At 32.5% G+C, this 23,117-nt stretch carries 17 protein-coding genes and 1 pseudogene; 6 read left to right on the top strand and 12 right to left on the bottom strand.

Going from position 1 to position 23,117, the window contains the following annotated elements:
• Positions 1 to 23 precede the first annotated feature (23 nt).
• The 3 genes from rpoB to G314FT_RS04080 form a co-directional block, all read right to left on the bottom strand.
• A complete protein-coding gene (gene rpoB, locus G314FT_RS04090) occupies positions 24 to 3,599 on the bottom strand; it encodes a DNA-directed RNA polymerase subunit beta (RefSeq protein WP_257702173.1) in 3,576 nt (1,191 codons plus the stop codon).
• Between the two features lie 707 nt (positions 3,600 to 4,306).
• Positions 4,307 to 4,909, bottom strand: a complete 603-nt coding sequence (locus G314FT_RS04085; protein ID WP_257702172.1) for a class I SAM-dependent methyltransferase — start codon at positions 4,907 to 4,909, stop codon at positions 4,307 to 4,309.
• A gap of 3 nt (positions 4,910 to 4,912) precedes the next feature.
• Positions 4,913 to 5,476, bottom strand: a complete 564-nt coding sequence (locus tag G314FT_RS04080) for an SGNH/GDSL hydrolase family protein (protein ID WP_257702171.1) — start codon at positions 5,474 to 5,476, stop codon at positions 4,913 to 4,915.
• A gap of 91 nt (positions 5,477 to 5,567) precedes the next feature.
• On the opposite strand from G314FT_RS04080, the gene G314FT_RS04075 reads away from it, so the two are divergent.
• The 3 genes from G314FT_RS04075 (at position 5,568) to guaA (ending at position 8,634) form a co-directional block, all read left to right on the top strand.
• Positions 5,568 to 6,110: an acyl-CoA thioesterase gene (locus tag G314FT_RS04075; RefSeq protein WP_257702170.1), complete on the top strand. Its 543-nt coding sequence runs from the start codon at positions 5,568 to 5,570 to the stop codon at positions 6,108 to 6,110.
• A gap of 12 nt (positions 6,111 to 6,122) precedes the next feature.
• The gene (coaA, locus tag G314FT_RS04070; protein WP_257702169.1) at positions 6,123 to 7,046 is read left to right on the top strand and encodes a type I pantothenate kinase; all 924 of its coding nucleotides are present in this window, start codon (positions 6,123 to 6,125) and stop codon (positions 7,044 to 7,046) included.
• Positions 7,047 to 7,107: 61 nt separating this feature from the next.
• Entirely contained in the window at positions 7,108 to 8,634 is a 1,527-nt protein-coding gene (gene guaA, locus G314FT_RS04065) for a glutamine-hydrolyzing GMP synthase (RefSeq protein ID WP_257702501.1), read from the top strand.
• 306 nt (positions 8,635 to 8,940) lie between these two features.
• On the opposite strand, the gene G314FT_RS04060 is transcribed toward guaA, so the two are convergent.
• A complete protein-coding gene (locus tag G314FT_RS04060) occupies positions 8,941 to 10,932 on the bottom strand; it encodes an RNA-directed DNA polymerase (RefSeq protein WP_257702168.1) in 1,992 nt (663 codons plus the stop codon).
• A gap of 256 nt (positions 10,933 to 11,188) precedes the next feature.
• Here G314FT_RS04060 and G314FT_RS04055 point away from each other — a divergent pair, with 256 nt between their 5' ends.
• Together G314FT_RS04055 and G314FT_RS04050 are read left to right on the top strand one after the other, a co-directional pair.
• The gene (locus tag G314FT_RS04055) at positions 11,189 to 12,322 is read left to right on the top strand and encodes an RNA-directed DNA polymerase (RefSeq protein WP_257702167.1); all 1,134 of its coding nucleotides are present in this window, start codon (positions 11,189 to 11,191) and stop codon (positions 12,320 to 12,322) included.
• A gap of 497 nt (positions 12,323 to 12,819) precedes the next feature.
• Positions 12,820 to 13,777, top strand: a pseudogene (locus tag G314FT_RS04050) (IS30 family transposase).
• Between the two features lie 56 nt (positions 13,778 to 13,833).
• On the opposite strand, the gene adhE reads toward G314FT_RS04050, so the two are convergent.
• Positions 13,834 to 16,419: a bifunctional acetaldehyde-CoA/alcohol dehydrogenase gene (gene adhE / locus G314FT_RS04045; RefSeq protein ID WP_257702166.1), complete on the bottom strand. Its 2,586-nt coding sequence runs from the start codon at positions 16,417 to 16,419 to the stop codon at positions 13,834 to 13,836.
• Between the two features lie 217 nt (positions 16,420 to 16,636).
• Between adhE and G314FT_RS04040 the strand changes: the two genes are divergently transcribed.
• Positions 16,637 to 17,407 (top strand): AraC family transcriptional regulator, encoded by a 771-nt coding sequence (locus tag G314FT_RS04040; RefSeq protein WP_257702165.1) that lies wholly within the window; start codon positions 16,637 to 16,639, stop codon positions 17,405 to 17,407.
• A gap of 34 nt (positions 17,408 to 17,441) precedes the next feature.
• Here the strand turns inward: G314FT_RS04040 and G314FT_RS04035 are convergent, their stop codons facing one another.
• Genes G314FT_RS04035 through G314FT_RS04005 form a run of 7 tightly spaced genes read right to left on the bottom strand, consistent with a single transcriptional unit; the run spans position 17,442 to position 23,103 of the window.
• Complete coding sequence (locus tag G314FT_RS04035; RefSeq protein ID WP_257702164.1) at positions 17,442 to 18,104, bottom strand: HAD family hydrolase; 663 nt, start codon at positions 18,102 to 18,104, stop codon at positions 17,442 to 17,444.
• 17 nt (positions 18,105 to 18,121) lie between these two features.
• Positions 18,122 to 18,793, bottom strand: coding sequence for a fructose-6-phosphate aldolase (locus G314FT_RS04030; RefSeq protein WP_257702163.1), 672 nt, complete (start codon positions 18,791 to 18,793; stop codon positions 18,122 to 18,124).
• A 16-nt stretch (positions 18,794 to 18,809) separates the two neighbouring features.
• Entirely contained in the window at positions 18,810 to 19,169 is a 360-nt protein-coding gene (locus tag G314FT_RS04025) for a PTS glucitol/sorbitol transporter subunit IIA (RefSeq protein ID WP_125957393.1), read from the bottom strand.
• A gap of 30 nt (positions 19,170 to 19,199) precedes the next feature.
• Positions 19,200 to 20,198, bottom strand: a complete 999-nt coding sequence (gene srlE / locus G314FT_RS04020) for a PTS glucitol/sorbitol transporter subunit IIB (protein WP_125957394.1) — start codon at positions 20,196 to 20,198, stop codon at positions 19,200 to 19,202.
• A 17-nt stretch (positions 20,199 to 20,215) separates the two neighbouring features.
• Entirely contained in the window at positions 20,216 to 20,770 is a 555-nt protein-coding gene (gene srlA, locus G314FT_RS04015; RefSeq protein ID WP_257702162.1) for a PTS glucitol/sorbitol transporter subunit IIC, read from the bottom strand.
• 2 nt (positions 20,771 to 20,772) lie between these two features.
• Entirely contained in the window at positions 20,773 to 21,255 is a 483-nt protein-coding gene (locus G314FT_RS04010) for a transcriptional regulator GutM (protein WP_125957398.1), read from the bottom strand.
• Positions 21,256 to 23,103, bottom strand: a complete 1,848-nt coding sequence (locus G314FT_RS04005; RefSeq protein ID WP_257702161.1) for a BglG family transcription antiterminator — start codon at positions 23,101 to 23,103, stop codon at positions 21,256 to 21,258.
• Positions 23,104 to 23,117 lie beyond the last annotated feature (14 nt).

Genomic DNA, 23,117 nt, shown 5'->3' with positions numbered 1-23,117 from the left:
TCTGTCAGAATAATTCAGCTGGATTATTCTTGGTTTTCTTGTGCATCTTTCAACGATTTTTCTGCTAATGCTTTTTCTTCTTGCTCTTTAGCATATTTAGCTAAGGCATCAACAGTAATCAAATCATCGTCCTCATCATCCATATCACGTAATTCAATCTCTTGATCGTCTGCATCTAATACTCGCATGTCTAATCCTAAAGCTTGTAACTCTTTAACAAGCACGCGGAATGATTCAGGAACACCTGGTTTTTGAATTGGTTCACCTTTAACGATTGATTCGTAAGTTTTCACACGACCAACAACGTCATCTGATTTATAAGTCAAGATTTCTTGTAGAGTATAAGCCGCTCCATATGCTTCAAGAGCCCAAACTTCCATCTCTCCAAAACGTTGTCCACCAAATTGTGCTTTACCACCAAGTGGTTGTTGTGTAACTAATGAATAAGGTCCAATAGAACGAGCATGTAACTTGTCATCAACCATGTGAGCAAGTTTCAACATATACATGACACCTACAGAAATACGGTTATCAAATGGTTCACCTGTACGTCCATCATAAAGAACTGTCTTAGCATCGCGTGCTAGCCCAGCTTCTTCAACAGTGCTCCATACATCTTCTTCATTCGCTCCATCAAATACCGGTGTGGCAACATGGATATTCAATGAACGAGCTGCCATACCTAAATGCAACTCTAATACTTGTCCAATGTTCATACGAGAAGGTACCCCTAATGGGTTTAACATGATATCAACTGGTGTGCCATCTGGCATGAATGGCATATCTTCTTCTGGCATAATACGAGATACTACCCCTTTATTACCATGACGACCAGCCATTTTATCTCCTTCATGAATTTTACGTTTTTGAACGATATAAACACGAACTAACATGTTAACACCTGGAGATAACTCGTCTCCACCTTCACGAGTAAAGATTTTGACGTCATGAACAATACCGCCGCCACCATGTGGAACACGTAGAGATGTATCACGAACTTCACGAGCTTTTTCTCCGAAGATTGCATGCAATAGACGTTCTTCTGCCGATAATTCTGTTACCCCTTTAGGAGTGACTTTACCAACAAGTAAATCACCATCTTGAACTTCTGCACCAATACGAATAATACCCATTTCATCTAAGTTTTTAAGAGCATCTTCCCCAACGTTTGGTAACTCACGAGTAATTTCTTCAGGTCCTAATTTTGTATCACGTGCTTCTGATTCATATTCTTCAATATGAATAGACGTGTATACATCATCTTTAACTAAACGACGACTCATAATAATCGCATCTTCGTAGTTGTAACCTTCCCACGTCATAAATGCTACTAAAACGTTTTGTCCTAATGCCATTTCCCCTTCTTCCATAGAAGAACCATCAGCTAATGTATCGCCTTTTTCAACGATTTCACCTTTTCTAACGATAGGGCGTTGGTTGTAACTTGTTCCGGCATTTGAACGGTGGAATTTAATGATATTATATTTATCTAATGCACCATCATTACGACGAACACGAATTTCACGAGCGTCAACGTATTCAACGACTCCATCATGTTTACATAAAAGTGCTGCTCCTGAGTCATGGGCAGCTTTGTATTCCATACCGGTCCCAACAAGTGGAGAACGTGGTTGAATCAAAGGCACTGCCTGACGTTGCATATTCGCTCCCATAAGCGCACGGTTAGAATCATCGTTTTCCAAGAAAGGAATACATGCTGTCGCTACCGCAACTACCTGTTTAGGAGAAACGTCCATGTAGTCCACTTTATCTACTGAAACTTCCAAGTTTTCACTTTGGATACGAGCCATTACAACATCTTCAGCAAACGTTCCATCGTCATTTAATGGTGAGTTCGCTTGCGCTACCATGTAATGGTCTTCCTCGTCAGCTGTTAAGTAATCGATATGTTCTGTAACACGTTTTGTTTCACGGTCAACACGACGATAAGGTGTTTCGATGAAACCATATTTATTTACTTTCGCATAACTTGACAAACTATTGATTAACCCGATATTTGGTCCCTCAGGCGTTTCAATCGGACACATACGACCATAATGTGAATAGTGAACGTCACGAACTTCATATCCAGCACGGTCACGTGTTAAACCACCAGGCCCTAAGGCTGATAGACGACGTTTATGTGTTAACTCTCCTAATGGGTTTGTTTGGTCCATGAATTGTGATAACTGAGAAGAACCAAAGAATTCCTTCATAGAAGCCACAACAGGACGAATATTAATCAGTTGTTGTGGTGTTAATGTTTCAGTATCTTGAATAGACATTCTTTCACGAACCACACGTTCCATACGAGATAACCCAATACGGAATTGATTTTGTAATAATTCTCCAACTGAACGAATACGACGGTTTCCTAAGTGATCAATGTCATCCACTTTACCGATATCTTCCATTAAGTTTAAGAAGTAACTAATTGTCGCCACAATATCAGCCGGACGAACGGTACGTACATCAGCATCAAGTTGACCATTTCCAATCACGTTAACTATACGCTCTGGGTCTTTTGGAGATAATACTTTGATCACTTGAACTGTCATTGGTTCAGTTACAACACCGTCTTCACTTGGATAGTAAGTTTCATTGTTTAAACCATTATCTAAATGTTTTTCCAATTCATCCATCACTGAATGAGTAATAACTGTTCCTTTTTCTACAAGGATTTCTCCTGTTTCAGGGTCAACTAATGTTTCAGCTAATGTTTGGTTTAGTAAGCGTGTTTTTAGACTTAATTTTTTATTAATTTTATAACGTCCTACTGATGCTAAATCATAGCGTTTAGGATCAAAGAAACGAGAGTTCAATAAGTTTCTTGAACTTTCTGCTGTTTTAGGTTCACCTGGACGAAGTCTTTCATAAACATCTTTTAATGCTTCCTCAGTACGAGAGTCACTTGCATTTTTATGGATATCTTTTTCAATCGTTAATTGTAAACTTTCACTTTCACCAAAGATCTCTGTAATAGTTGTATCAGAACCAAAACCTAATGCTCTAACTAAAACAGTTAAAGGTATCTTTCTAGTTCTATCAATACGAGCATAAGATAAGTTTTTCGCGTCTGTTTCTAGTTCTAACCACGCACCACGGTTAGGGATAACAGTTGTTCCAAATCCCTCATGTCCATTTTTTTCTTTCTTCTCGTTGAAATAAACTCCGGGTGATCTTACTAACTGTGATACTACTACACGTTCAGCACCATTGATAATAAATGTTCCCATCTCTGTCATTAATGGGAAATCGCCAAAGAACACTTCTTGTGACTTGATTTCTCCAGTCACTTGATTATCCAAACGCAATGTTACGTGGATAGGAGCTGAGTAGTTGGCATCATGCGCGCGCGCTTCCTCAACTGTATACTTTGGTTCTTTCATTTCATAATCGACAAATTCTAATGATAATTTGTCACTAAAATCTGTAATTGGCATAATGTCTTCAAACATTTCGCGCAAACCTTCATCTAAAAACCACTTATAAGAATCAGTTTGAATTTCAATTAAGTTTGGCAATTCTAGTACTTCACTAATCCTAGAATAGCTACGTCTTTCTCGGTGTTTTCCGTATTTAACTACGTGTCCAACCAAATTAGTCACCCCTCTGAGTTTTTTCAAAAATACCTTATGTTACAAATGTTAAAAACATATAACAATTTCATTACTTATCTGTTTTAAAGTAAAAAAAAACCAAAAATAGATGGTGAACATATCTCGATATGGTCGATCTATCTTTGTTTTCCTATAAAATAAAGGCTGATGGACAATATTTCATCACCTTTCACATTTAAAACATAAAGGTTTCTGCAACTAATCATTTTAGCCTATAAAAATACAAATGTCAACATTAAAATAAAATAAAAAAGCTAGAATTTCTTCTAGCCTCTCCCCCATAAAACAATCCATCATAATAAACTAGCCCGTATCATATTTTTCCCCTACAAAAAACATCCACATGAGTTAATTAATCCGGACTGGCGTTCCAATATGCTTTCTAAATTCATTCCCCTTAACAAACATTAGATAAGCCATTAAATGTTATTTTGTTTTCATTATATTTAAACCATTAACTTGTATGCCCTTACCCATACTTGTATAGTGTTTCAAACACTTGGTCTTCCTTATAGACATAAAAAGTCAATAAGTTTTATAATAAACCATCACTAAACGGAACTGCAATTTCATTATAATGATTTTCTATACTTTTTTTATCCCACTTTTTTCCTATGCATATGCAAACCGTTCGTTTAATCGTTTTTGAATACTGTTTCTTATAATTCAACGTTCGTGTTTTATTTTTATGATTTATAACTTTTGAAAATATAATATCCTTTCGAACTCGTCACTACTTCAACTTGTCCAAAGACTTCTTCCATCTTTTTCTTTGCACTTGGTGCACCTTGTTTTTTCTGAATAACAATCGTTAAGGTACCTTTTTGTTGTAAATGTTCCTTAGCTCCTTCAATAATACTATGGACAATTTTTTTTCCAGCACGTATTGGTGGATTACTTACAACCGCTGCAAAATCTTTTTTTGTTACATTATCATAAACATTTGATTCATATACTTCAATATTTTCAATTTTATTTAAACTAGCATTTTCTTTAGCTAATTCCATTGCTCTTTCATTCACATCAACCATATGAACAAATCGTTTGGTTGAATGAGCTAAAGATAAACCAATAGGGCCATATCCACAACCGACATCTAAAATTTCTCCTCTAGGGATATCTTCATCTAAAAAAGCTTCTATTAAAACACGGGAACCAAAGTCCACTGTATCTCTTGAAAACACATTACTATCCGTTACAAATTGATATGTTTTGCCTAATAATGGGTATGTCCATGTTTTTCTATCATGAGCCGTTTCTGGTTTATTCGTATAATAATGGGCACTCATTTTTCACACTCTTTCTTTAATTGTTTCTACTATTAATTTTGCTAACAAATCATAACCCTCATCTGAGAAATGAAGCCCGTCTGGTTCCAAAAAACGCGTTGGATCTTCTGAAGCAATCATCTCTTTTAGTATATCAATATAACGAATATTAAATGTTTTCGCCACACGTTGAGCCACATTATTATATTGCATTAAATCAACTAAAGGACGGTCATCACGATACATCATTTGATGAGCGTAAGGTGGCCCAACCAATACCACTCGTTTGGTACCTATTTCTTTTACTAAATAAGTCAAATTTTCTTCATACTGAATGAGCGAGATACCTGAAAGCTTAGCAGCATCATTAGCACCAAAAAAGACGGTCACAATATCTGGTTCATAAAAAACAACATGTTCTTTAAACCGACTTAACGCCCCCTCAGTTGTATCACCAGGAATACCAGCATTAATAATTTCTATTTTAGTATTGAGTAGTTGCTTAATTTTAGTATTTAATACAATATCAATTTCACCATTTCTATAGCCAGCTGTGATACTATCACCAAATAATATGATTTTTTTCATCTTTCAAACCTCAATTCCTTATCTCAGCGTTTATCTATGATATAATCAGTTAGACTTTATAATATCATACCACGAAAAAGGAGTTTTTAACGTGTTTGTACCATTACCTAACGAAAAAAAATGTAAAGATTCTTACGCTATCCAAACACATCGTGTTTTTCCAAATGATCTTAACTCGTTTGGTGCGTTATTTGGAGGTAAATTGATGGCGTTAATTGACGACACGGCTTCTATCGCTGTATCTCGTCATTGCCGTATTCCAACAATGACTGCCTCAACAGATAGTTTGGATTTTTTACATCCAATTTATGAAAATGATGCTGTAACTGTAGAAGCTTATGTTTCAGGTACAGGAAAAAAATCTATGGAAGTATTCGTCAAAGTGACTGGGGAAGATTTAGAAACTGGAGAACATTATTTAGCTGCAACGTGTTTTATGACGTTTGTTGTAGTTAAAGTTAATGAAACATTTACTAGTGTACCTCAAATTATCCCAGAATCAACTGAAGAAAAAATGATTCATAAAGGATACAAAAAAAGACGTGAAAATAGATTAAGAGAATTGTCATTTAATAAAGAATTAGGACAATACATCACCCAACAATTACCCAATTTGATTGAAGATAATAAGTAGAGGATACTGTTTATGGATGAAAAAACGAATTTCTATCATTTAACTCGTGAGGAATGGCAAAGCTTTTATCGTAATGGAACTGCGCCTCTAACAGATGAAGAACTACAACAAATTAAAAGCTATAATGACACTATTTCATTACAAGATGTACAAGATATTTATATTCCACTAACTCATTTAATCAATATTTATATGAAAGAGTACGAATCCCTCCATCTTAGTAAAGGATTATTTATGCAAAAATTTTTACCTTCCTCTCCCTTTATTATTGGGGTTGCTGGTAGTGTAGCTGTTGGAAAAAGTACGACGGCTCGTTTGTTACAAATGATGCTCTCCCGTATTTTTAAGCGACGTCATGTCCAACTGATTACAACAGATGGATTTTTATATTCAACGGATGAACTAACCAAACAAGGTATTTTAAATAAAAAAGGATTTCCTGAGAGTTATGACATGGAAAAATTACTATCTTTTTTAAATGCTGTTAAAAATGGTGGAGATAATTTAAAAATCCCTATCTATTCTCATGAGATTTATGATATTATTCCTGGAGAATTTGAAACAATTTCGCAACCAGATATATTAATAGTCGAAGGGATTAACGTCTTGCAATCACCAGCCAACCAACACATTTATATCAGTGACTTCTTCGACTTTTCAGTCTATGTTGATGCTGATCCAAAACTGATTGAAAGTTGGTATTTAAAACGCTTTGAAGATTTATTGGTTCTTGCAAAAAATGATAAAACTAATTATTATTATGAATATGCTAATGGTCCGCGTGAAGATGCATTAGCAATGGCTCGTCGTGTGTGGAAAGATGTCAATCTAAAAAACCTCAATGAGTTCATTTTGCCAACTCGTAGTCGTGCAGATGTTATTTTACATAAAGCACAAAACCACGAGATTGATGAAATTTATTTACGTAAGTTTTAATAAAATTAATATATAGAAAGAAAAGGTGAAGTAAGTGACGAAAGTATCTGAACTTAAAGATATGGAAAAGATTATAGTGTTAGATTTTGGTAGCCAGTACAATCAATTAATTACGCGACGTATTCGTGAATTGGGTGTATTCTCAGAATTATTGAGCCACAAAATCACTGCAGCAGAAATCAAAGAAATTGCTCCTAAGGGAATTGTTTTCTCTGGTGGGCCAAACAGTGTCTATGATGAAGGAAGTTTTAACATTGATCCAGAAATATTTGAATTAGGGATTCCTATTTTAGGTATTTGTTACGGTATGCAATTAATGACATATAAATTAGGTGGCGTTGTGTCTGAAGCTAACAGCCGTGAGTATGGTAAAGCCATGTTGTCTTTAACAACTGAATCAACTTTATTTGATTCTTTACCAAAAGAACAACAAGTTTGGATGAGTCATGGTGATTTAGTGACAGAAGTTCCTGAAGGATTTACTGTTACAGCGACAAGTGAAAACTGTCCAATCTCCGCTATGGAAAATCATGCGAAAAAAATGTATGCTGTTCAGTTCCATCCAGAAGTTCGTCATTCAATCAATGGTAATGACATGCTACGTCAATTTGCTTTTGACATCTGTGGATGCAAAGGTGATTGGTCAATGGATAGCTTTATCGATATTGAAACTGCTAAAATCCGCGAACAAGTTGGCGACAAAAAAGTCTTACTTGCTTTATCAGGTGGGGTTGATTCAAGTGTTGTTGGAGTATTGTTACAACGCGCGATTGGGGATCAATTAACTTGTATCTTTGTTGATCATGGTCTATTACGTAAAGGTGAAGCAGAACAAGTAATGGAAAGTTTAGGTGGAAAATTTGGCTTAAACATCATTAAAGTGGATGCAAAAGATCGCTTCTTGGATAAATTAAAAGGTGTTTCTGATCCTGAACAAAAACGTAAAATCATTGGTAATGAATTTATCTACTTATTTGATGATGAAGCAGCAAAACTTGATGGGATTGAATTCTTAGCTCAAGGAACACTTTACACAGATGTTATCGAAAGTGGAACTGATACAGCTGAAGTGATCAAATCACATCATAACGTTGGTGGACTTCCTGAGGATATGGCATTCAAATTAATTGAACCATTAAACACATTATTTAAAGACGAAGTTCGTGCGTTAGGTACTGAACTTGGCATGCCTGACTCAATTGTATGGCGTCAACCATTCCCAGGTCCTGGTTTAGGAATCCGTGTCTTAGGCGAAATTACTGAAGAAAAATTAGAAATCGTGCGTGAAAGTGACGCTATCTTACGTGAAGAAATCGCAAATGCTGGTTTAGATCGTGATATTTGGCAATACTTTACTGTTTTACCAGGTATCCGTTCTGTTGGGGTTATGGGAGACGGTCGTACTTATGACTACACTATCGGTATCCGTGCGATTACATCTATTGATGGTATGACTGCTGACTTTGCTCGTATTGATTGGGACTTACTACAAAAAATCTCAGTTCGTATTGTAAACGAAGTCGATCACGTTAACCGTATCGTGTATGATATTACAAGTAAACCACCTGCAACTGTTGAGTGGGAGTAAAAAGCTAACATAATATAAATGAGGAATGCCGATAAATCAACGTTTTACAATTGCTAAAATGATTGATTACCATTAAAAATGATATAATTTCCTACCAAAAACCCTACCGAAAATTTCGGTAGGGTTTTTTTTATTATACCTTCTCTTCCGAGTTAATTTTTTAATTTACAAACTAAATAGAATTTATTTACTAATAATTAAAAAGACCTAACAATCTTAATGATTGACACAGGTCTTTTTGTATATATTCTAATCAATATAAATACTAACAAAATTTTTAATATAAACTTATGGATAGTATAGCCATCAATATTCAACCATACTATTTAAACTAGTATTGGAACTCTTTTTAACTATTTTTCTAACAAAACTGTCCGCATCACTGTCCCATTCAAAATATGAATATTTAGTTATTCTATCCCATACATAAGTATTTCCAGAAGAACAACGTTTATATTCTGTTCGTAACTTTTCTACTAATTTGTTCTTCTCACTACTTTCAAATCCCGGATACTTTGAAAAATCATTTAGAAAATAAAAGTACTCCCCCTCCAAAATCATATAATCAGAACCTTTTGATTTGTAATTATAAATTTTATTAGTAATAGTTTTTAATAATTTAGATTTTACTGTCTTAAATCTCGAATCCAGTTTTTCTTGTTTATTATCTAATATATAATATGCTACTCCGCAACAAATAAAATAAGAGTCTTGATATTTAGACAATATCTCACATAAAAAAGAAGACGACACTTTTTTATCTAAAAACTTCATAAACACGATTAAATCATTCATTTGTTCTATATTACTCATATTATTTTTCAAGATCCTAAATGCATTTTGAAAAATGTGTTCTTCCATAAAAGCTAAATTTACCATATTTATTTCATAATCACGCCTATTCTCTTCATTATCACAAATTTGTACTTTTTGTTCGCATTTTTTAGCAATTTCTCTAGCTTTATTCAAAATTTTTATATAAATAGAAATCAAGTAATTTGTACTATTATAATTAATATCTAGAACAAAAATATTGGAAACTATTTCCAAAATATTAGCAATCACATAATTATGATTACCATCATAACTTATTGAGCTTCGGATTGATTTCAAAAAATAGTTCACTATTTTAGATTTTTCTTCTTTGTTATCAACAATTAATTCTTCCACCCTATTAAACAAATGATTCCATTGATTACGACTTCCTTTATAACTTGAAAAGAACATTACTTCATTATTAGAATTAGAGTTTTCCTTTTTTATATCATATGACATTTTTTTATCTTGATTAAACTGTTTAAGAATCAATTTTAATTTCATAATTTGATTACCACTTATTCTAAACGGTTTCTCTTGCATTTGACTTTTGTTTATATTCAAGTTTAGATTATATTTGTTTAATTCTTTTTTTAAACAATCCTCAATAAGTTTTGCTTCTTCTTTATGTTGAGAAAAAATAAAATAGTCGTCTACATATCTGTATATAGAATAATTCTTCTTGTTAATTAGACCATGTTCTTTTAATTTCATTTGTAAGTCAATATCTATCCTAGTAAATAATAATTCCGCCATAACTCTAGAAAATTCAGGTCCTACAACTAGACCATGTGTTTCATTAAAATTGATTTTTTGACAAATTGTATCACTTTCATTAGGAAAAGTATTGTCAAATTTTTTCCCCTTATATTTTTTTGCAAGAGCTTTATCTCCAAATATAGCCCAGGCCAATGAATGAGTATAAATACTAGGGAAGCATCTCTGAATATCTAATTTTATAAAATATGAATACTTATACTTATCCCTATTAAATCTTGGTGAATTATATAAATCTTTTATTCTCAAATAGTTTCTATAGGAAAAATAATTATAAAATAATACCTGATCTTCTTCACTTGTAACTGAAATTTTATCAGAAAAACTGAATTCCTCTTCAATTTTTAATATTTCTTTTATTCTAACTTCTTGTTTTGTTATTTTAGGTATATTCCTTTTAATTGGTGAACGAACACTGTATTGTGAGTTTTTGCAGAAACTTGTTATTAATTTTTCATATTTTAAAACATAATTAAACATTTGCAGTTGTCCAATTGGATGAACTAACCCAATTTTTCTTTCTTCTTTATCAGATTTTGGAATGAAAAAGAAATAAGGAACTGTTATTTTTTTTAATGCATTATTTATACCATCATTTAAACTAAACTTATTTTTTGAAAAATTCAAATAAACGCTTTTATTTGAAAAAAGCGTTGGTACTTCTGTAGGTAATACATCTGTTCTAAGAAATAAGTCTTTCTTCAATAAACTGCCCTCCTATTGAAATAAATAACATAATAAGATACAATTATCTGTATAATATATTATATTATACTAGATTTCTTGTAGACACAAGTTGTGCTCTACAATTCCAATTCTAATAAATTTCATTTTATATGACGATGCGGAATACACACACAAGGTTTACTTCATTTTTTTGTAACCAAAAATATCTATTTTTAGATAACTCCTCATGGTTTTTTTCCATGAGGAGAAGAAATCTAGCCTGGAGGTTAAATTAATGGTACGTATTCCGAATTTAAATAAAATAAATAACGGTAAAAGGGTTTTTTTTAACCCCAATGACGAACAAAAAAAAGAATATAATAAAATTAAAAATGAATTAGTGAAAAAATATTCAATCAATTTATCTAATAGAGACTTTATAATCAAACAATTAATTGCAACTTTAACGCATGGCGATTACATTAATTATAAAGTTCCTGAAATCAATTTGGTTATTATACGTTCAGATATCAAAAATTTTTATCCTTCAATTAACAAACATGAACTATATAAAAAACTAAAAAAAGGAAATCTGCTTTCCCAACAAACTTTCAATGTACTTCAACCCATTTTTTTCTCTGGATCAGTGACAGGAATTCCTTTAGGATTACCATTTTCTTCGGTACTTTCTGAAATCTATCTTGAAAGATTTGATGAACAAATAAATTCTGTCTTTAATCCCACTTTCTATTTTAGATATGTAGATGATATAATAATAATCAACTATGATTCTTTAAGAGGAATTAATGATTTAGATATTAATAATAATCTTTCCGAAATTTTCACTAAGAATCACTTGATTATCAATAAAGAAAAAACCATGATTACTAGATTTAATTCTTCTGACAACCTAAATTTCAGCTATCTAGGTTATCAATTTAAAACCATTAATAAAAAGCTATTAATATCTATTTCAGAGATTAAACTCAAAAAAATTATTGATAATATTAAATATTCCTTTTATATTTATAAAAAGAGTAATCAATCTAATCGAGAATTTTGGCTACTTTATTATAGACTAATTAATATAATATACGGCGTCACTTCAACAAATGAAAAAAATAGAAAAATAAAATTTGGTATAGGATATTCTTATAAATTTGTCAATGATGAAAAACAAATCCAAGAATTACTTTCAATGATAAGAGGGTTAATTCATTCTTGTCACTTAAATTCAAGAAAAAGATCTACTTTATTCTATCTAATATACACTCCTAATTCTTCATTAGAGATATTAAACAAACGAATGGACTATACAAAACTAACCTCTAATCAGGTTAGCAAAATAAAAAATAGGCTTAAATTAACTACGTCTAGTAATAACATAAGTAGAATTTTTTTCAATTTATATAAAAATTTTAAAAAATAAAAATATTTTATACTTTAGTCACGTACAAAGCTTGTTCTATAAATTTTGAAATTTCTGTTTGTATCCATTAGAAATAATATCTAATTAAAAGATTGAGATTAACTACTAAAAAACGTACTATTAACACTCTTTGTCAACTACTATTGGTAAGAGTTCAAACATTAGAATTTAGAATCTAGAAAGCTTTTTTAGTTTTCTAGATTTCTTTTCATTTTTCTAATGAAACTATTCCATACTCTGTTCCTAATATTTTGTTTTTCCTATCTCAATACCACTATTAATAAAATTAATATTAATAGATAATCAAAATCCAAGATATATTAAACATTCTTTTTTATGTTAAAACTAAAATACTTTTAAACCTATTTTAAGGAATTGATTAATTACTGATATTTTTATAAATATCAATTGTAAAATTAATCTAGACAACGAAAAAATCCTTTGTGATACACTCAAGTTGTATTTCTGACCAAAGAAAACAAGGAAAGTGATTACAAATGACCTATACACATATTACTACAGACGAACTCGTTTTAATAGAATCATATTACTATCAAAATAAGAAAGTAATATTCGTTGCTAAACAATTGAAACAATCTAGACAGACTATTTATAATGTCTATAACGCATTAAACGATGGGTTATCTATTCTTGATTATTATCAACGATACAAAACAAATAAAAAAATTGCGATAGACGGTCTACCTATTTACCTGATAACGAAAAAGAATATATCCAAAAGAAAGTGGTTCAAAGTTGGACCCCAGATGTGGTTGTTGGTCGTACTGAGTTTCCTATTTCTTGTTCTGTTCGTACTCTTTATCATTTATTTAAAAGAGGCGATTTTGATGTCTCTTCTTTACCAATGAGAGGTAAAAGAAAAATCAATGGACATAAAGAAAAAAAGGGAAACAAGCCTTTAGAAGAACCATTCATCATCGAAATAAGAAATATGATGACTTTAAAAATGAATTTGGTCACCTTGAAGGTGACACGATTGTTGGAAAAAATTATAAAAGTGCTATTATCACACTAGTTGAGAGACTATCAAAAGTTATTATTACTTTGAAACCAGCAGGTAGACAAGCCATAGATATTGAAAATTGCTTAAATGAATGGTTTCAAAAAATTCCTAAGCACTTGTTTAAATCTATTACATTTGATTGTGGTAAAGAATTTTCTAATTGGAAATCAATTAGTAATTCGAATGATATTGATATCTATTTTGCTGATCCTGACCCTCCTCCCAAAGAGGTTTAAACGAACATTCTAATGGGTTACTACATCAAGATGGATTACCTAAGAAAATGGATTTCAATGAAGTTGATGTTACACTCATTCATTCTATTGCTTCAAGAAGAAATAATATTCCTAGAAAATCATTACACTATAAAATACCGTTAGAAGTCTTTTTGAGTTATATGAATATATGATATTTTGTCTAGCTTAATTTGACAAATGAAAATATAAAAAAATCCTCTGACTTTTTGCCAGAGGATTCAATCATTCATTTAAACACCTTCATAAGCGTCCACAATAATTTGTTTTAATTCACTTACTAACGGTTCTTTTGGATTCGCTGTAGTACATTGGTCTTCAAAGGCTAATTCTGCCATATGATCAACTGTTGAATCTAATACTTCTTGCGTTACACCTTGTGATTTCAGACTCATATCAATACCCACACTCTTACCTAAATCAATAATCGCTTGAATTAAACTATCAACTAATTCTTGTGTTGTATTTCCTTTAAGTCCCAAGATACGTGCAATGTCTGCATAATCTTCATCTGCTTTAAAGTACTCATATTTAGGGAACGTTGCATGTTTTACTGGTTTTGTCGCATTGTATTTCACAATATGTGGTAATAAAATCGCATTCGTACGTCCATGAGGAATATTGTACTCTCCACCAATTTTATGAGCAATCGAATGGCAAATTCCTAAAAATGCATTGGCAAATGCCATACCAGCTAGTGCTGATGCATTATGCATTTTTTCCCTTGCGTCGAATTCTTGTGTTTTTACAGATGTTTCTAGGTTTTCAAAGACTAACTTAATAGCTTCGATACTTAAGCCTCTTGAATAATCTGACGCCATAACTGATACATATGATTCTAACGCATGAGTTAACACGTCCATTCCGGTATCTGCTGCGATTGCTTTTGGAACGGATGTTACAAATTGTGGGTCAATAATTGCCACATCAGGAGTTAATGCATAGTCTGCTAATGGGTATTTCACATGTGTATCACTATCTGTAATAACGGCAAATGGTGTTACTTCTGCACCAGTACCAGATGTTGTTGGAATACAGACTAATTGTGATTTAACCGCTTTAGGGAATTTATAGATACGTTTACGAATATCTAAGAATTTTTGTTTTGCTCCAAAGAACTCTGCTTCTGGATGTTCATAGAATAACCACATACCTTTAGCGGCATCAATGGCTGATCCACCACCAAGTGCGATGATTGTATCTGGTTGGAATTCAACAATTTGTTCTGTTCCTTTATAAACAGTATTGGTTGATGGATTTGGTTCAACTTCAGAGAAGATTCTCACTGATACATCATTGTCACGACTATTCAACATATGTGTTACTAAGTCTGCATAACCTAGTTTAACCATACCAGGGTCACATACTAAGAATACACGTTCAACGTTGTCCATAGAGCGTAGATATTGTAATGAATTTTTCTCAAAGAATATTCTTGAAGGTAATCTGAACCATTGCATATTTTTTCTCCTTCTTGCTAGTGTTTTGACGTTAATTAAATTGACAGCAGAAACGTTTCTAGATGTTGAGTTTTTACCTTGAGATCCACAACCTAATGTTAATGAAGGAATCATTTCGTTATAGATATCTCCAATACCACCTAAAGCTGCTGGTGTATTAACTAAGATACGGTTAGCTCTCATACGCATACCAAATGCTAATTCAACTTCTAAGTCAGTCGTATGAATACTTGCTGTATGCCCTAAACCAAACTCTAACATATTCTCACATAGTACAAAGGCATCTTCTTGCGATTTTGCTTTCACCATTGCTAAAACAGGTGATAATTTTTCAAGAGATAATGGATATTTAGCTCCTGTCCCTTCTAATTCAGCAATTAATACTTGTGTTTTTTCAGGAACTTTAATACCTGCTAATTTGGCAATTTCAGTTGCTGGTTTACCCACAATTGCTGCATTAACAGCCGTTTTTGTTTCATTCATTACCACATCTTCTAATTGTGATAATTCACTTGGTTTAACAAAATAAACATGGTGACGTTTAAATTCTTCTTTCACTTCATCATATATTTCTTTATCAACTATCACACCTTGTTCTGTTGCGCAAATCATCCCATTATCAAATGATTTTGATAATACTAAGTCTTGTACTGAACGGCGGATGTTGGCTGTTTTTTCTAAGTATGCTGGTGTGTTACCTGGTCCAACTCCTAATGCTGGTTTTCCAGTTGAATAAGCAGCCTTCACCATACCACTACCACCTGTTGCTAAAACAATAGCCACATCTGGATGATTCATTAGCGCATTTGTTCCTTCTAAGGAAGGTGTATCAATCCATTGAATACAATTTTCAGGAGCCCCTGCTGCTATTGCCGCATCTCTTACAACTTTTGCCGCTGCTGCAGATGATTTTTGTGCTGATGGATGGAAAGCAAAAACGATTGGATTTCGTGTTTTAATAGCAATTAATGATTTAAAGATAGTTGTAGAAGTTGGATTCGTTGTTGGTGTCACACCACAAATAATACCCACTGGTTCGGCAATTTCAATTAATTCAGATTGTAAATCTTCAGAAATCACACCAACTGTTTTGTCATCTTTGATGTCGTTCCAAATACTTTCTGAAGCAAACATATTTTTGATTGCTTTATCTTCAAAAACACCTCTGCCTGTTTCTTCCACAGCTAATTTAGCAAGTGGCATATGTTGATCCATCGCTGCAATTGCCATTTTTTGAACGATAGTATCGACTTTTTCTTGGTCAAAAGCCATCATCTCTTTCAAAGCAACTTTAGCATTCACTACTAACTTATCTACTTGAGTAATAATTGTGTTCTCTGTCTTTTTTTCAGAAACCATGAATCTTCCTCCTATCATTTGTTTGCGTTTTCATTTACATTTATAGTATATTAAATTTCACAAAGATGTAGGTAGGACTTTTTTAAGATGTTTTTGGATTTTTTAAATCAACACAATAAATATTACATTTTCGTGTGGTATAATAAAGATAATTACAACATTTTATATTGTGTCGCTCTGAAAGTTTGTGAAGTAATTTGTTAAAGGAGTGTTATTTATGTGCTATATGATGATTGTTACGAATGACAAGAAAGTTAACGCTAAAATAAAAGATTTAGTGAATACCTATTTTATTAATGTTTTTTTACTACCTGATTCAACTTCTTATGACGATGCCATCCGTGTGACTAATAACTACTTTCCCGAAATTATTCTCTTAGATATTACTCTAAAAGATGCTAATCCATTCGATTTACAAAAAAAATTACAAACTATCCGTCCAAATTGTCGTTTTATCACTATCGACCATGAAGAAAATTTTTCTCATATCAAACAGTCCATGCAATTAGGTTCTCTTGACTATTTAACCTTTCCATTTAACGAACAAGAAACCCTAGAATCTATTCATCGGGCAATTATCTCCTTAAACCAGATTTCTTTATTGGGCAAATCAACTAAAGACCGAGTATCTACAAATAATGATATGACCTATTCCATGATTGATTACATCCATACAAATTATCAAAATCAACTGACACTAGATAAATTAGCTGACTATCTTCATTTGAACAAGTACTATGTCTCTAATCTTTTCAAAAAAGAAACTGGAATGACATTCAATAATTACTTAACAGACTATCGTATTGAACAAGCCAAAGTATTATTAAAAGAATCGGATGACTTATTGGCGGATATTAGTCATCAAGTTGGGTATAGTGATCCTGCGTACTTTAGTCGTATTTTTAAAAAGAAAACAAACATGTCACCTATTAGCTATCGGCAACTATATTACGGTGATACTAGACCTATTGTCTCTATGATGAATTAAAAAAAGATGGTTCCCAAAAGCGGGATCCATCTTTTTATACTAAAACCATTTCAACAAATTTAGGTGTCAACACTCTCAAATCATCGGTTATTTTATCCGCTTTTGATTGATCAATTGGATCATATTCAGGATTTGAAAAAGCCAGACAATACATATCAGCATGTTTAGCTGCCAAAATTCCATTGGTTGAATCCTCTACAACTAAACATTTATCAGGTGTTACACCAAATTCTTTTGCTGTTTCCAAAAATATTTTAGGATTTGGTTTTGAGGCACCCACTTCTTCAGCTGATTTTATTAAAGAAAAATAATCTTTTATCCCTAGTTGAGTCAAATGTTCTAAAATCAGTTTTTTACCAGTTGATGAAGCAACTGCCATAGGGACATTCCCCTCTTTTAATCCTTTTAATGTCTCTAAAACACCAGATATCAACTCTACTGGTTCTGTTTCAAACAGATATTCTAAAGACTCCTTACCTTGGACTTTTAACTCATCAACACTTTTGGGTAAATCAAAATCGGATTTTATCCCACTCCAAATGTTTGTCTGAGTCATCCCACAATATTTTCTAAAATCTCTGATACTGGCTTTTTTCCCAAAAGATTCGACCACACGCTGTTCACTCTTCATGTAAAACTTCTCTGAATCAATCAATACACCATCCATATCAAAAATAACTAATCGATTATCCGTCATCGTCTTCCTCCTAGTGATTACTCAATAGAATACTTATCATACAAACTAAACCAATCATCTCTAAAATCTTCGACTGCTTGATCAACAGATACCAGGTTCAATCCATTATCTAATATATCTGGTCCAATTGTGACAGCATGAGCTCCTGCAGAAATAGCCGAATTCACCTGTAACACATTTTTAAAACTAGCAGCTAAAATTTTTGTTGATGATTGACTTGTTTTAATAACCTCACTTAATTCTAACAAGACTTCACTAGATTGAACACCTAAATTTTCCATTCGATTATAGTAAGGAGCGATATAATCCGCCCCCACATTAATCGCCATGATTCCTTGAAAGGTTGAATAAATAGCTGTAGCAGTCACACCTATTTCCATTTTTTTCAACTCTTTCATCACTTTTAATCCATCCAAGGTTGTTGGAACTTTTATATAAATATCTGAATCAATCTCACTAATCAATGCCTTAGCATCTGTCATCATCTCTTCATATGTTTTTCCTATCACTTGAACATGTAACGTTTTATCAAAACCTATTACTTGTCGAATGTCTTTCATATGTTGATAGAAGTCTACTCGACCTTCCTTTTTAACAATAGATGGATTGGATGTTACCCCATCAATTTCTAAACAATCATTATACAAACGAATGGTTTCAAGATTAATTGTATCTAATAAAAATTCCATTTAATAACCACCTTTTTTATTGAATTGAAATAATTGTGCCAATACTAATCGTTGGTAATGCTTTTTCTTCAACATAAAGTGTTCCAGGTAATTCCGCTTCTGTTGATCCATCAAATTTGATGGTGATATGACCTAAATCTGAGAGATTTTTTTTCACAACATCTCCTACAGCTGTAATGGCATAAGTATTGTCATCAAAACTCACTGTCATACCTTTTTCAATATCTTTTTCGATATTCTTTACTTCAATGTTAAAGCAATAATCTGATAATGTACTTGGGGCATTTTCACCAAATAAGATAATCATGTTTTCTGATTTAAACATTTCTGCTTCGCTACCAATGTTAATTACGTTTGTTTCAAATACTTTTTCCATTTAAAAAATCTCCCTAATCATTTAAAAATTTTATTGATATAATCCAAAACTTGCTAACCATGCTACTACAACACGAGGGACACCATTTAAGAATCGTGAGTACAATACTGATGGCACACCAACTTCTACTGTTTCAGCTTCTGCTTCTTCTAATCCTAATCCTACTGGAATAAAGTCACATGCATTTTGTGTGTTAATGGCAAATAATGCTGGTAATGCTAATTGTGGTGGAATATTTCCACGTCCAATTTCAACACCAATTAATGTTCCGATAACTTGACTGATAACAGCACCAGGTCCAAGCAATGGTGATAAGAATGGTAATGAACAAATAAATCCGATCACCATCAAACCAATTGCATTTCCTGCAAGTGGTGACATGATTTTAGCAAACCAATCACCCACACCTGATCCTTGGATAATTCCGATTAATAATGACACAAATGCCATAAACGGAATCACCGTATTAATCATTGTTTGAACACCTTCACGAGCTGATTGGTTAAAGGTTGCTACGACTTTACCAGCTCCCATACCAATTTTAGCAATAAAGCTTTGTTGTTCCGCGCGTTGTTCAGTGATTTTTTTATCTGTGCTGTATTTATATTCTTTTTTCGGCTCTTCTGTTTTAGTAGTAGCGGTTGTACTTTCTTTAGCGTCTACTAACTCAATTTGATTTAATCCAACTGCCGATACATAGATGGATTCTGTAATATATTGTGCTAATGGACCACTTTTTCCAGTTGGAACAATGTTAATCGTTGGAATTTCTTTTTTAGGATAAATGCCACATCGTAATGTCCCACCACAGTCAATAATAGCTAAAGCGATTTCAGAATCAGGAATAGATGTTTTAAATCCATTTACTGCTTCCATACCTGTTAATTCAACAATTTTATCAACAATAGCAGGTTTTTCTCCTCCACCAGTAATATAAATAAATTTATGTTTTTCTTCTGTTGGTGTAATAATAAGTGGGCCACCAAATCCCCCACTACCTTTTGTTACTTTTATACTTTTATATGACATCGTTAGTCCCTCTTTTCCTAGTTTACTAATGTATCAACTGTTTTACTTAATGTGATGCCTTGTTGTTTACACACAAAAGCTGTCGTGTAGTCAGTTACCCAACCACCAATAAAGTTCATCACAATCCCTACTAACATATAACGAATGGCTAATTCCATTGTGTTTAATCCTAATTGTTCAATTCCTGATGCAATCCCTAACCAAACAAATAACTCACCTGGGTTTATATGAGGAAAAACACCATTACTTGTATGACAAAACTGTGCTTGTGCTGCATAATAACTTGGTTTATAGTATTCAGGTAAAAAACGAGCCATTGTAAATGACATTGGGTTTCCTAACATAAACGCTGAAATGAATGGTAACAATAAATAACGAGTAAATGGGTTTTTAGCAGATACTTTGGCTACCTTAACAACACGTTCTTCCCCTAGAAAAGCAATTAATGTATTCATTAATACCATCAACATTAAAACAACGGGTACAATCCCTGACATCCAACTAATAAAGGTTTGAGCTCCTGTTTGGAACAACCCCATAAATCCTTCAGCAAACTGTGTAACATATTCCATTATTAAACACCTCTTTTTAATTTTGTTTGTATTTTTTCTTTAAATAAATTAGCCTGTATTTTAGCTAAAACAAATGGTGATACTGGCTTTTCTTCCACATAATTGCCTTCTTCAACGCGAATATATATCTCTCTAGCATTGACAATCGCTTGTCTCATCAATTTATTTTCTTGTTGAACAAGATCATTATCTGACACAAGAGACGTGATAAATTGTCCATTGAATTGTGGCATTTGTTTAAATTTTGCCATTACCGTAACCCCTTGCATTTTAACTGATTCAATGATTTCGCCTTCTTTTGATACGGCAAACATAACGATGGTTCCAGCCTTAAGTTTCCCAGCTCGACGACCGATAGCTACTTTCCCTTTTCTTCGTAGCTGCTGATAGGTTTGATTAAAATGTTTAATTTGTTTCATACCAAAAACAATTTGAAGTAAATAAGCTCCTATACCAAACGCTCCTAATACTATCATGAAATTCATTTACACTACCTCTTTCCATAACCAGTCATAAAACTCTTCTGAGCTATTTAATTCATATAATTCTTTCGACTTTTCTTTATCTGATGTGATTCTTAACATATTATCGTATAATTGCAATAATTCGGCTTCGACTTTTTTGGTCATTTCTTGTGGTATTCCAACCATAAAAATAAATCGTATCTCCTCATCACTGCTGCACTTATTTCCTAAAACACCTAAATGAAACACGATTCGATTATTTCCTTTATTTAATGCATGGGGAAATGCAATCCCATTACCAAAAACAGTGGTTTGCTTATGCTCCCTTTCAATAATCCGTTCCTCAAATTGTGCATCAACTTGCTTTTTATCCCGTAAAACTTCAATCATTTGTGATAGTTGTTTGTGATATGTTGAAGCTTTTTTCATATGAGTGAAAGAAAAATCGACATGCTCAAATTGTAGCTGATTCATTTTATTCACACGTCGCCATTCCGAATGTAGCCATTCATCATTAAATAAATTTGTAATCCGAATTAATGGAATCTTATCACCTATGTTCTTTAAAGGAATTGTTGTAAAAACAGCAAAATAATTTGATAAATCTATTTCTTGATACTCTATTTCTGTATAAGTTTCTAACTTGATGTGACTGCCTAATACTTGATTAATTTGTTGCTTCATTAAATTAGCTGTTCCTTTACCTGTATTGCAAACAATCGCAATTTTTTTATCTTGAGGACGATTTTTTTTCATCATCAGCTCAAAATAAACGGCTAAATAACTAATCTCAGCTTCAGAAGATTGTCTACCTATTACTTCTTCAATCTTTTCCATAGAAACTTTTGCTACTTCATAAGCAAATGGGTATTTTTTCTCTAACTCTCCGTAAAAATAATCATAATTATCAATACGAAAAATCAAGCGATTTAATAAATACAACAAATGAAATCGCATTTCTGTATATAACTCTTCTTCATCAAATTCAACACTCATCAAGTTAGAAACATGTCGCATCATTTGGTCAAAAATTTCTCTGATAAACGGCTCATTCATATAGACTTTCTCAACAGCACCTGTATTGCTGATATTTAAAGGAAAGCTGATAAAATCAATATCATACTGACTCAATGTTATTTCATACAATGATTCTATTTGATAAATTAACTGATCAAATGACTCATCACGCCACTGATAGTTTGTATAATGTGGAATTGGTCGATTTAACTGATGTTGCTGATGAATCCTCATCAATGTGATTTCCAACACTTTTTTCCACGTATTAACACTATTAGTTGGTATGTTATTTTCAAGAGAATAAGTTGTCATATAAGAAGAAATATTGGGAATAAAGTCATTACTTGGATAGTAATCATAAATGTGATGTAGGTATAATAACCGAATATCAAATTCATTTCCTTCTATCTTCAATCCTTTGTTAGGTGTCCCTGAGATAGACACACTAAATTTTTCAATCACTTTTTTAATTTCTTTCAAGTCTCTTGTGACAGTTCCTCGACTTGTTTCTAATTCTTGTGCCAAGTCATCAATCAATAAATAATCATTTGTATCAATTAAACGTTTTAAAATATAAGCAACCCGTTTTTTAACAGAATTAAAATCCGTTTCTTGTTTTAGTTCGCCATTCATAATACTTTCAAATGCTGTGTAGTCAATTATTTCCAATAAATAGTAATCATTGATTTTATTAATTTTTAAAACTGATTCTAGCTGCCCATTTAGCAACGTTAATTCTTTTTTTAATGTTGGCAAGCTAACCCTTACAATATCTCTTAGTTCTGTTTCTTTTATTTTCTCGTACGAAACCAATACATTTAATATGTCATACCATGTATCAATCTGAGCCAAGTGAACCCCTCACT

Origin of the sequence: Vagococcus luciliae, assembly GCF_024637875.1 — a bacterium.
GTDB lineage: Bacteria > Bacillota > Bacilli > Lactobacillales > Vagococcaceae > Vagococcus > Vagococcus luciliae.
The sequence above is the reverse complement of the archived record's forward strand: the minus strand, read 5'-3'. Positions and strand labels throughout refer to the sequence as shown.